Origin of the sequence: Microbacterium sp. LMI1-1-1.1, from assembly GCF_040815675.1 — a bacterium.
Lineage (GTDB): Bacteria > Actinomycetota > Actinomycetes > Actinomycetales > Microbacteriaceae > Microbacterium.
This window is the reverse complement of record NZ_JBFPNN010000008.1, coordinates 342,048-354,156: the sequence shown is the minus strand read 5'-3', so window position 1 is coordinate 354,156 and position 12,109 is coordinate 342,048. Positions and strand designations below refer to the sequence as shown.

General features: G+C 71.4%; 7 protein-coding genes. 5 read left to right on the top strand and 2 right to left on the bottom strand.

Translation table 11 applies throughout. The features are described 5' to 3' along the window. Positions 1-87 precede the first annotated feature (87 nt). A complete protein-coding gene (locus MRBLMI1_RS11265; protein ID WP_367732759.1) occupies positions 88-1,452 on the top strand; it encodes a glycosyltransferase in 1,365 nt (454 codons plus the stop codon). Positions 1,453-1,491: 39 nt separating this feature from the next. On the opposite strand, the gene MRBLMI1_RS11260 is transcribed toward MRBLMI1_RS11265, so the two are convergent. Continuing rightward, positions 1,492-3,138, bottom strand: a complete 1,647-nt coding sequence (locus tag MRBLMI1_RS11260; RefSeq protein ID WP_367732757.1) for a polysaccharide biosynthesis tyrosine autokinase — start codon at positions 3,136-3,138, stop codon at positions 1,492-1,494. Between the two features lie 306 nt (positions 3,139-3,444). On the opposite strand from MRBLMI1_RS11260, the gene MRBLMI1_RS11255 reads away from it, so the two are divergent. From MRBLMI1_RS11255 to MRBLMI1_RS11240, 4 genes are all read left to right on the top strand, one after another. After that, positions 3,445-4,548, top strand: a complete 1,104-nt coding sequence (locus MRBLMI1_RS11255; protein ID WP_367732755.1) for a hypothetical protein — start codon at positions 3,445-3,447, stop codon at positions 4,546-4,548. Between the two features lie 247 nt (positions 4,549-4,795). Further along, the gene (locus tag MRBLMI1_RS11250; RefSeq protein ID WP_367732753.1) at positions 4,796-7,744 is read left to right on the top strand and encodes a LuxR C-terminal-related transcriptional regulator; all 2,949 of its coding nucleotides are present in this window, start codon (positions 4,796-4,798) and stop codon (positions 7,742-7,744) included. A gap of 627 nt (positions 7,745-8,371) precedes the next feature. Continuing rightward, a complete protein-coding gene (locus tag MRBLMI1_RS11245; RefSeq protein ID WP_367732751.1) occupies positions 8,372-9,367 on the top strand; it encodes a MauE/DoxX family redox-associated membrane protein in 996 nt (331 codons plus the stop codon). Beyond that, positions 9,364-10,512: a hypothetical protein gene (locus MRBLMI1_RS11240; protein WP_367732748.1), complete on the top strand. Its 1,149-nt coding sequence runs from the start codon at positions 9,364-9,366 to the stop codon at positions 10,510-10,512. Before MRBLMI1_RS11245 ends, MRBLMI1_RS11240 begins: the two co-directional genes overlap by 4 nt. Positions 10,513-10,621: 109 nt before the next feature. Here MRBLMI1_RS11240 and MRBLMI1_RS11235 read toward each other — a convergent pair whose 3' ends face one another. Further along, positions 10,622-12,007, bottom strand: coding sequence for a hypothetical protein (locus tag MRBLMI1_RS11235; protein ID WP_367732746.1), 1,386 nt, complete (start codon positions 12,005-12,007; stop codon positions 10,622-10,624). Between the last annotated feature and the right edge of the window lie 102 nt (positions 12,008-12,109).

Below are 12,109 nucleotides of genomic sequence, written 5' to 3'. Positions count from 1 at the left end.
GCCCTGCGATCCAGCGTGTCTGATGGGGGGCGGGAGGGATGCCGTCGCGCGGACGAGCGGAACGGGTGAGGCCGGCCGGTAACACGGATGAGGCGCCGCATGAATCTGGAAGGTCTCGCACCGTCAAGGTCGTCGCCCCGCCCGGTCGTGACGCTCATCCGCGCCTACCCTCGCCGGGACGGAGGAGCCGCGGCTCCGTGCATGCAGCCCGGTCCTCACGGCGCCGCAGCGCGGTCCGGCGGGAAGGAGACGATCGTGCGGGTGACCCACGTGCACAGCTCACTCGTCGCTCCGCTCGGCGGGGCCGAGGCCTATGTGATGACGCTGGCGTCGGCCCAAGCAGCTCGTGGGCACAGTGTGCGCATCGTATGCGGCGCCGCGGATGCGCAGACGGTCGCTGACGCGGCTGCGGCCGGCGTCACGGTGGACGTCCGCCCCGTCTGGCGCCCCTATCCCGCCCATCGACACGGTGCACGCGTGATCGAGCGCCTCCTCTTCCATGCCCTCGATCTGGTCGGCGCGGTTGCCACGCCGGCTGCCTACCGGCATGTGCAACGGTCGTCGGACGTCGTCCACGTCCACCGCTTCCAGGGCATCGGCGCCCGTGTGCTCCGGTCCAGGCACAGCGCGGTCGTTCACACCACCCACGACTACGGGCTCGTCGACACCCGATCGACGACCGTGCGGGACGGGCGTTGGCCGGACCGGCTCGAATGGGTGCAACGCCGACGGGCGGCCCTGCTCTGGCGGTGCGCTCGGCGCGCAGACGTCATCGTCTTCCCCAGCGAGCGCACGCGCGCTCGTCATCTCGAGCTGGGCCTTCCCGTCGACGAGACCCTCCTGCACGTCGTGCCCCACGGATGGCCCCGCCCGGCCGGCCGCAGCCGCATGCGGCAGCGCTCCCGCCCTCGCTTCGTCTTCCTCGGCAAGCTCGAAGGCGTCAAGGGCATCCACTTGCTTCTCCGGGCCTGGGAGCTCGCGGGCATCGACGGGGAGCTCGTCATCGCGGGCGACGGGCCCGAACGCGGGCGGGTCCAAGCGGCGGTGGGGCGGACCGTGACCTACGCGGGGTGGGTGGACGGCCTCGAGAAGACGGCCCTCATCGCCTCTGCCACGGCGCTCGTCTTCCCCTCGCTGTGGCCCGAGACCTTCGGGCTGGTCATCGCTGAGAGCATGCTCCTGGGGCGTCCGGTGGTGGCGACGCACGCCGCCGCCGGCTCCCTGGTGAGAGACGGCGAGAACGGGGTGGTCAGCGCGGACACGACACCCGCGGCGTTCGCCGCAGCGCTGCAGAGGATCGCGGAGGACTCCGCCCTGCGCCGGACGTTGGCGCGCGGTGCCGCCGCGACGGCCCGCGAGCTCGGTTTCGCCCTGCACGTCTCGCGCATCGATGAGGAGTATCGCGTGGCGCGCGAGACATTCGCGGCGGCTGGTCCGGACGGCATCGGGTGACTCGCGGGCACCCGGAACGTTCCGGGCACCCGCTCAGCGCTACCGCTTGCCGTGCTCAGCGCCGGGGCTGCTGAGCACTCGGACCGGCCCCGTCGTCGCCGATGCAGGCGCGGGGCGCAGCAGCTCCTGCAGACCGACCTCGATCCCCGAGCTGTCGGCGTCGATGCGCGGACCCTCCTCGAACGTCCGTCGACGAGCCGCGCGCGACGCCGTCGACGTCGGCGGGCCCGACTCCGTGCGGGCGGCAGGCTTCCTCGCTCGACGCTTCCGCGCCTGCACGAGTCGCTGCCACCTCGTCTGCGCGTCGTGATCGTGTCCGTAGTACCGCGAGTACTTGCCGTAGTACCCCGCGTCGACGCTGCGACGCGGGACGCGGTTCATCACCACGCCGAGAAGGTGCCCCTTGGTCTTCGCGATGTTGTCCACCGCGCGCTTGAGCATGTCGTCGGTGGTGCGGCCGGCCGTCAGGACGAGGAGCACCCCGTCGGCCCAGCTGGCGATGATGGCCGCGTCGGCGACGGCGAGCGTCGGCGGCGAGTCGATGATGACGATCATCTCCTCGCTGATCCGCCGGACCAGGGTGCGCATGCGCTGCGACCCCACCATCTCGCTCGGGTTGGGGGGTGTACGCCCCGCGGCGACCACGAAGAGGTTCCCCTCGTCATCGACCTTGTGGGCGACGTCCTCGATCTGCGTCCGTCCCGCGAGGACCTCCGACAGGCCGACGTCGTCGGAGAAGCCGAAGATCCCTCCGACGACGGGTCGGCGCAGATCGGCGTCGATGAGCATGACGGCCTGCCCGGTCGCCGCGATGCTGACGGCGAGGTTGGCGGCGGTCGTCGACTTGCCGTCGCCGGGAAGCGGGCTGGTGACGACGATGACCCGGGCGGGATCGTCCACGTCGACGTACTGGAGGTTGGTGCGCAGCTCCCGCATGGCCTCCTTGTGGGCGAACGATCCGCGCCCGTCACGGACGTCGTCGAAGGAGAACACTGCGCGCTCCCCGACGAGCTCCTTGTCGAGCGGGAGCATCCCGATGACGGAAGCGCCGCAGCTCTCGGTGACGTCGCGGCTCGAGCGCAGCCGACGGTCGAAGGTGCGACGGATCAGTGCGAAGAGGATGCCGCTCAGCAGACCAGCCATCAGGCCTGCGGCGACGGCGATGCGCACGTTCGGCGACGACGGTCTCTGCGGCAGCTGCGCCGAGTCGCCCGCGATGAGCTGCACAGCGCTTTCGCCCTTGTCGTCGGCCTCGAGCCGGTTGATCTCCTCCGTCATGGCCCGCAGCCACGCCTGCGCGAGGTCGCGCGCCGCCTCCGGCGTCGGACCGGACGCCTCCGCCCGCAGCGTCGCCGTCTGCGCCGGGTTCGTCACCTTGACACGTCGGCTGAGCTCGTCGACCGAGTCGGTCAGCCCGAGCTGCGCCTTCGCGGACTCGGCGACCGACCGCCAGCGTCCGATGTCGATGTAGGAGAGCACCTTGGACTTCGCGAGCTGGTCGCCCGCAAGGGCGGCTCCGGTGGACGCCTCCGACTGCACCGCCGAGACGTACCCGGTGGCATCCGCCGTATAGACACGGGGCTGCACCGCGCTCCACCCCCAGCCGGCGGCGGCGCCCAGCACGGCCAGGACGAGGATCGTCACCCAATACGCGCGCAGGATGCGCACCATCTTCAGCAGGTCCACCCGTTGTTCCACCCTTCTGCGGCCTCGCAGAGCGCGACGGCCGTCTGCACAGTACGCAGAGCCTTCGCCGAACCACCCGCCGGGCGGCGAGCGCGACCACCGGGCGATCACGGGGGCCTGAGCCTCTTTGCCTACCACCGGGCGGAGCGGGATCTCCGGCCGCTTCGCGGGACGACACGCGGGGGCGGGCCGGGCTTCGTTCTTCGCCTCACCCGTCCCCACGCAGAACCTCACCCGTTGCCGTTCGCGGGCGTGGGCGGCATCCATCCGCCTGGCACCCGCATGCATCTGCATAGGGTGCTCGCCATGCAGGTCGCCCACATCGCCGCCCTCGGCCGCCGCCTCGCGCTGCACTTCCCCGACGGCGCCGACTCGTCGCTCGAGTCCGCCGTCCGCCGGGCCTGGACGGGGGCGATGCTCCCCGACACCGTCTCGACCGCCGACGTCGACGTCCACGTGCCGCCGCCCGGCGCCCACGCCGAGCAGGCGCTCTCGGACCTGACCGCCACGGTCACGCGCCGGGCCATCGACCGGCGCCGTGGCGAGATCTGGATGACGCACGCCGGCGGCGTCGCCGATCCCGACGGCCGGGTGTGCATGCTCGTCGGCCCGTCGGGCGCGGGCAAGACCACCGCGACGCGCCGCCTCTCCCGACGCTTCGGCTACGTGTCCGACGAGACGGTCGCCGTCGAGCCGGGCGGACGGGTGCTGCCCTACCGCAAGCCGCTGTCGCTCGTGGTCGACGGGGAGAGCTGGAAGCGGCAGATCGCCCCCGAGGAGCTGGGACTGCGGGCTCTGCCGGACACCCCGTTGCGGCTGAGCGCGGTCATCGTCCTCGACCGCTCGCGGCACGCCCCCGCGACACCGCGGGCCGTCCCGCTCGACACCCTCGACGCGCTGATCGCCGTCGCCGAGCATTCGAGCGGTCTGAGCAGTATGCACCGCCCCCTGGCGACGATCGCCGCGTGCCTGGCGGCCGCTCCCCCGTATCGACTCGAGTACCGGAACGACGCGGATCTGACCGGGATCGTCGAGGACCTGCTGTCCGCACCGAGCCCGCGCCGCGCGGGCGTCCGGCACGAGTCGCCGACGGACGAGGTCGCTCGCGCCGCCGACCTCCCCGGCCTCCCGCCCGGGTTTTACCGCCGCGCGCCCTTCGTGGACGCCGTGTCCGACGACACGCGCCTCGCCGTCCTCCGCCACGTCGGCCACGGCGAGGGCGAGCTGACGGTGATCAGCGGCATCGCTCCGGAGATCTGGCGGCAGTGCGCGACCGACTCCGACCTCCGCACCATCGGCGAGCGGATCGCCTCGGTGCACGGTTCTCCCCCTCCGGGTGAACCCGCGGATGAGCTTCTGCAGGTGGGCCTGGACGACCTGGTCCGGTCCGGCGTGCTGCTCCGCGGCTGACCCTGCGCAGGGGTGAAGACGGGAGGGATGCCACTCCCCCGGCTCTCACCAGGGTGACCCGGAATTTCGCCTTCTCGGCGGCCGAAGGGTGAGAAACAGGGTGATATCACTCTCGCGAAGATGAGAAGCGGGAGCCGACAGCCGAAATATCGGACTCGATACAACCCGACTGTTTCACCCGCTCGGGACGACGTCGCTCCGCAGCCGCACGGGGCGGCCGAGACCCGGCTCACCCGTCAGGAGTCCCATGCTCATCGATTTCGACGCGCATCTCGTCAGCCCTCGTGGATCCCGTCGCCTCAGCCGATTCTGGGCCCCGCGCACCGACACGGTCGCGCAGATGCGGGAGGCCCTGGCCCACGACATCGTGCTGCTGCGCGGTCCCGCGGGCGTCGGCAAGACCTCGCTCCTGCAGCAGTTCGCCTTCGAGCTCGGAGAGGACCCGACGGTCGGCGTCCAGTTCGTCAACGGCCCGGCCACCACCGCGCAGTCCCTGGCCCGCGTGGCGGGGGGGTTCCGCGGCGGGCCGGCCGAGCACGTCCTGATCGTCGACTCGCACCGCGACGACGGCCTCGGGATCACCTCGGACGACCTGCTGGGGCTCCTCCGCGAGGACCCGTCGCTCCGCATCGTCGTCGCGACCCGTCACGTCACGGGGCTCGAGAGCCCGCTCATCGCGCTCGAGTTCGACTCGTTCGTCCTGCCCGCGGCGAGCATGCTGATGACGCGCGAGGAGATGACCTCGGTCCTGCGACGCAATGGCATCCATTTCAGTGATGACGCCGTCGAGACCCTCTACGAGCGCACGCACGGATGGCCCGCCCTGGTCCAGCTCGCCGGCGCGCACCTGCGCCTGGAGGACCTGTCGATGCGCACGCAGGAGGAGGCCGAGGCGATCGCCGACTACGCGGCGTACGCGTTCACGTCCGACATGGAACGCCGCCTCCCGGGGTGGGCGGCCAAGGACCTGACCATGCTCGCGATCCCGCCGTACGTCACGCCCGACGTGGCCGAGGCGGTCGGCATCGACGCAGACACCGGCTCGCTCGCCGACCTCATGGACGCGCTGCGCGAGGAGGGCTTCGTCTGGCCGAGTGCGACGCGGCTCGTGCTCGCCGAGCCGGTGCGCGACCGGTGGCTGCGGCAGGTCCTCCGCGACCGGCCGGAAGCGGTCGAGGACGCACGGCTGGCGCTGTCGGCCTACCTCGTCTCGGCGGGCGAGCCGTTGCTGGCCGCGCGACTGGCCCAGGAGTCAAAGAACTGGCCGGGACTCGCGTCCATCCTGCGCTCGGCCGGACCGCAGATCTGGCTGCGCGACGCCGACGCGTTCGCCGAGCTGGTGAGCGCGCTCCGTCTCTTCGGCGGGACCGCGCCCGACGTCGCCGAGGTCCTGCTGACCCTCGACCCGGAGGCCGCGCAATCGCAGGACGCGCCGAGCCTCGCCGTGGCGGCGCTGGCGAAGCTGCCCGACACGAAGACCGCCGCGCAGACCGACCCGGCGGCGCTGGTGTCGCGCATTCACCTGCTGCGGGCGTCGGGGCGCTTCGCCTTGGCCGCCGAGGCCGTGACCCTCCTGGTGGACGGCCTGCGCCGCCGCATCTCGCCCGACGGGGTGTTCCTCGCCGAGGCCTGGTACCAGGTGGCGATGACGCACCTCGCGACGGGCAAGCTGCGCGACGCGAGCATGGCCCTCGGGCTGTCGTTGCGTTCCGCGGAAGGGCCGGCCCGGCTGCGCACGCGCGGCGCCGCCGCGATCATCTCCCTCCTCGAGGGCGACGTGAACACCGCCGAGGCCTTCGTCGCGGGACCCGACGGCGACCAGTGGCGGGAATCCCCGTGGGGCGAGCCGACGCGCTTCGCCGCGGCGTGGCTGCAGCTCGAGAAGGGCGAGCCGGATGCCGCCCTCGAGTCGCTCTCGCGTGTATCGATGACGTTCACGGCTCGCGAGTTCTGGCCCATGGCGGCCGCTCTCAACGCGATCGCGCTGCTGCAGGCGGGTGTCTCGGCGGACGCCCTGGGCGCGCTGCGCCTGTGGTCCAAGCGGACGCGGATCACGCCGCCGTCCCACTACCACTCGACCCTGGTGCTGGTGGCCCGGGCGAAGGTCATGATCGCGCTCCGTCAGGCGCGCAAGGCGATCGCCCTGTTCGAGGGGCCCTTCGGTCTGTCGCCGATCACCGCCCCCACGATCGCCCTGTCGTTGCTGTACGCGGGCCGCGCCCACGACGCCTACGTCATGGCGATCAAGTGGGGGATGCAGACCGACGCGACGCCGCGCGCGAGCCTCGAGTGCCTCGTCGTCAGCCTGATCGCCGACGTGCGACTGAACGGCCCCGGCTCTCCTCGCCAGTCCAGCCGACGTGCGGAGGCGCTGAGCTCCCGCAACGCCCTCTGGAGCCCGTGGAGCGTGGTCGGACCGGAGGATCGCACGCCGCTGTTCTCGATGCTGTCCGAGCCCGCCCAGCGCGAGGTCGCCCGGCGCCGGTCGGTGTTCGAGTCCGCGGTGAGCGTGCCGCACCTCACCCGCCGGGAGCAGGTGGTCCTGAACCAGCTCACGCCGAACGCCACGATCTCGGACATCGCCCAGGTGCTCGTCGTGTCGCCGAACACGGTCAAGACGCAGCTGCAGAGCCTGTACCGCAAGCTGCGTGTGACCGACCGGTCGAGTGCGATCCGCGCGGCTCACGCCTGGGGGCTCATCACGCCGACCGGGACTTCTGACACGCGTCGCGACGCGCACCGCCGCCCCGTGTCTTCCGGGGCGGCGGTGCCGTTTCCGGCGGCCTCCCCGAGGTCACCAGACGCTTCACCCCAGAATGGATGCCACTCTCCCGAGCCTCACCCTCCCGCGGTCGCGCCGGGGGTCGGCACCGGTGTCGGGGGCGCCGTCGGGGAGGCGAGGGGGGTCGCGGTCGGCTTCGTCGTGCGGGTGGGCGTCGTCGCGGGGGTGGGCGTCGAGGTCGCCGGGGGCGGCGCGTCCGTCGCAGCGGAGCCCGGGTCGACGGAGCAGGCGAAGACGAACTCCTCGGACTCCGCCGTCACCCGCGGACGGACGTCCAGCGTCACCGAGCAGAAGCGATCGGTCTGCGCGTGCAGCGGAACCCAGAAGCCGATGTCGCCCGTCACGCTCTCCCCGGGGCCGACGGTCTTCGACGTGAAGGCGTCCGGCAGCCGCACCGGCGTCTCGGCGATCTGATGACTCGACACCGTCCACCCCGCCGCGGCCAGCGTCGCGTCGAAGATGGACGGGCTCGCCCGCTCCGTGCTGACGTTGGTGGCGGTGAGGTGGACCACGGCCCAGCCGTACCCGTCCGGGACCGACGGGGCGTGGGGGTTCGCGGCGAGGATCGACGGGGTCCGGTCCCAGAGGACGGGGCCGACGATCCACGACCAGCGTCCGGCCGCGACCGGTGTCCCCGGCGGCAGGGTCGCGTCCGTGGGGATGGCGGTGGGCGTTCGGGCGACGGCGGGCAGGGGTCCGCTGCCCGTCGCCGCGGGGACGGACAGCAGCCCGCAGCCGGCGAGGAGCGGCAGCACGGCGAGCAGCAGGGGGGCGATGAGGCGGCGGGGCATCTTGTCTCACAACGAAGCGCGAACGGAGCAGGGCTGCGCCGAGGGTAGGAGCGTGAGGAGAAGCGCTTCCGTGGACCGCTGTCCGCGGGGACCGGGTGAGAAGAATCGCCGAGCGGGCGGTACACCGGGTGAAGAATGCGCGATCGCCACCGGAAAAGAGTGCGGCCGCTTCCGCTCCGCTTCCATGCTGAGGGCAGAGCCCGTCAGCACCGCCATCTCGTCCGGTCCCACCCGGGCCGCAGGGAGAAGAATGAGCGCCGCCTACATCGTCCTCGCCGCCGTCGCGGCGCCGTTCCTCCTCGTGAGCGGCGTGGGGAAGCTCGCCGCGCTGGACGACGCTGCAACGACCATGCGGTCGCTCCGTCTGACGCTGCCTCTCCCCCGACTGCTGGTCGGAGCCGTCTCGATCGGCGAGATCGGTCTGGGCGTGCTCCTGCTGGTGTCCGACGGCGTGACGCGCATCCTGGCCGCCGGCGTGGTCACCCTGTCGATGCTGGGCTTCTGGGCCATCGCGAGACGTGCGGTCCGGGCGGGATCGACGGCGGACTGCGGATGCCTCGGTCGCGTCGCCCCGACGCCGCTCTCCCCCGCGGTCTCCCGCCGCAATCTGCTCTTCGCCATGCTCGCGGGCGCGATGACCACCGCTGCCGTCCTCGCGACCGCCGAGCAGGCGTCGTCGGTCGTGGGTGCGCTGTTCCAGAACCCCGTCCGTACGTTCGCGCTGATCGTGGCATCCCTCGTCGTCGCCCTCGTCGCGGGCATGACCGTGGCGGCGACGCACCGGCCGGTTGCCGACGCGTCGCCGCTGGCCGCGCACCCGCGTCCGGTCCTCATCCGTGAGGACGGGCTCGTGGTCGACGTGGTGCAGGCGGCTCTGCGGGAACGGGCGCAGCTGCTGCTGTTCTCGCAGCCGTTGTGCGGCCGATGCGAGTCGGCGCAGGCACTGCTCGACCGCGACCACGCCGAGCTCTCCTCCTTCGTCGACGCCCGCATCGTGTACGCCGCCGGCCACGAGGTGGACTGGAACGGTCCCGCCCGTTCGGCAGACGGTCCGCGCACCCCCAGTGCCATCGACCCCGCCGGTCTCCTCGCCCACACGCTCGAGATCGGCTCGGAGCGCCCCGTCGCCGTCCTCATCGGGACCGACGGCCGACCCGTGCGGCCCTACGCGAACGGCCCGGAGGAGCTCGACCAGCTGCTCGCGGTGCTCGCGGCGTCTCGCACGCCCGAGGTGGTGCAGGAATGACGGACATCATGGCGTTCCCGACGCCGACGTCCGAGATCCCGCTGGGCTCGTGCCTGTCCGACGTGGTGGTCGACGCTCTGGGCGCGAAGGTGGCCCTGCGCTTCTCGCCCGACATGACCACCGGGTTCCACGACGTGGTCAGCCGAGCCTGGGAGGGCGCCTGGGCTCAGGATGCCGACAGGCCCGACCTCGTCGTCGAGGTACCGGATCCGCGACTGGACGGCGGTCATGACCGCGCGCTGTCCGCCCTGTCGAACGAGGTCACCCACCGCGTCATCGCCCACCGACGGGGTCAGGCCTGGATGGTCCACGCCGGTGGCGTCGCCGACGCTCGAGGGCGGGTGTGCATGCTGGTCGGCCCGTCGGGTGCCGGCAAGACCACGGCGGTCCGACGGCTGTCGCGGGCCTTCTCGTACGTCTCCGACGAGAACGTCACCGTCGAGAGCGACGGACGCGTCCGCCCCTACCGCAAGCCTCTGTCGATCGTGGTGTCGGGTGAGCGGTGGCGCTGCGAGATCCCGCCCCGCGCTCTGCGGATGGGCGACCTGCCCGACGAGGACCTGCGACTGGCGGTGGTCGTGTTCCTCCGGCGTTCGCCGGGCGCCCCGGCGACGCCGCGTCCGACGCCCGTAGACACGCTGACCGCGATCGAGGAGGTCGCGCGCCAGTCGAGCAGCCTCGTGCGCCTGCCGGCACCGCTCGCGACGATCGCCGCACACCTCCGACGGGCTCCGGTATTCCGTCTCGAGTACCGCGACAACACGGAGCTTCGGCCGTACATCGCCGAGCTGTTGAACGGCGATCACGCCGGGCCCACGACCGAGGTGACCGTCGAGCCCGCCTCGTTCGAGCTCGCACAGACCCCGCTCGCGGGGAGGCTCGTGACCGCACCGTTCGTCGACGCCGTCTCGGACGCGTCGGACATGCTCGTGCTGCAGCGGACGACGGGGGATGCCGGAGCGGTGACCCGTCTGACCGGGATCGCCCCGACGATCTGGCGGGCGTGTCACGGAGGCGCGACCCATCGCGAGATCGCGGCCGCCGTCGTCACGGCACACGGGCTTCCGCCGATGGGGGTGCCGTTCGCCCGCTCCCTGCAGTCGACGATCGACCTCATGCAGCGCGGCGGCCTCCTGTTCGACTAACGGAGTCGCGGGCAGCTGATGCGAGACGAAGAACGGTGGTCCCCGCAGCTGCGGGGACCACCGTTGTATCCGCCGGTGAGGCGGACCGCGTTCCCGGGGTCAGGTCAGGTCAGCACGTCAGCTTCTGACGCCACCCGAAGATCTTCTGGTTCTTCGAGCCCCAGTTGGTGTACTCCGCCTGAACCGCCTCGACGTCCTTCGCCGCGATCGAGCCGTCGTCCCCCCGGTAGATGGTGGTCCCGGACTGCCAGTAGATTCCGCCGGCAAGGGGCGTCGCGTTGGACGGGATCTTGTCGCTCGGAGTGCCCGCCGAGGGATCGGACCCGGAGGTGTGCACCTCGTTGTGGAGCTTGCCATCCGAATCGGTCCAGGCGACGACCGACTGGTTGGCGGTGCCCCAGTTGTTGAACGTCGCAGAGACCTTGGCGGCGTCGGTCGTCACCTTCGTGCCGTCCTGACGGTAGATCGTCTTGCCGTCCTGCCAATAGAGACCGCCGGCGAGCGGGGTGGACTTGTCGGGGATCTTCCCGCTTGCGCTGGCGTCCCCCTGGGACGGGTCATCTCCGGACGTCCAGACCTCCTCCTTCAGCTTCCCGGAGGTGTTCGTCCAGGCGATCCGCTTCTGGTTCTTCGTACCCCAGTTCGTGAAGTCCGCCGAGACGGTGTCCACATCCTCGGCGACTTTCGTCCCATCCTGACGGTAGACCGTGTTCCCGGACTTCCAGTAGTACCCGGCAGCCAATGGCGTCGCGCCGCTCGGGATCTTGCTGTTCGCATCGGCCTGCGCGGGATCCTGGCCTTGCGTCCAGACCTCGTACTTGTTCTCACCCTTCGAGGTCGTCCACGCCAGGTTCCTCTGATTGCCGTCACCCCAGTTGTTGAAGTCTGCGGTGACCGTCTTCGCATCCGTGGTCGCGACCGTGCCGTCTTGACGATAGATGGTGGAACCCGACTGCCAGTAGTACCCACCGGCCAGCGGGGTGGCGTCCTGGGGGATCTTGTCGCTGGGCTGATACTGCGCGGGGTTCGAGCCGGATGTGAACACTTCGAAGTGCAGCGGATTCACCTTCGGCGATGTCGCGGTCGAGCTCGCCGAGGTGGACCCCGAGGTCGCGCTGAGGGGAGAGTCGCCGCCTTTCGCAGGAACCTTGATGTCGGGCAGGGTGATCGAGCCGTCGGCTCCGGATGTCCCGGTGTAGCTGGTCGAGCCGTCACTGAACGTGTAGCCGTTGCTGAGCGTGACGGTGATCGACTCTCCGGGTGCCGCGACGTTGTTCCGGGTGGCCGTGACCTTCACCCCCGAGATCGTTCCGCAGGCCTTTCCGCTGTACGAGGTCTTGTCGAACGCCAACTTCAGATCGTTCGTCGCCGCGAAGGCGGGGCTGGCCGTGGCGACGGCGATGACGGGAACGCTCCAGGCCGCACCGGCCAGGATCGTTCGTCGCTTCATGCCGGCGGCGACGTCGTCGCCGACCGGTGCGGTGGTGTCACGCATGGTTCTCCCTCAGGGATCGGGTCGAGCGGCCGGTTGCCGGTATCGACGGGCCTCGCTTCGCCCCAGGTCGGGCCGCGATGGACTGCACACACTCTCGGCAAC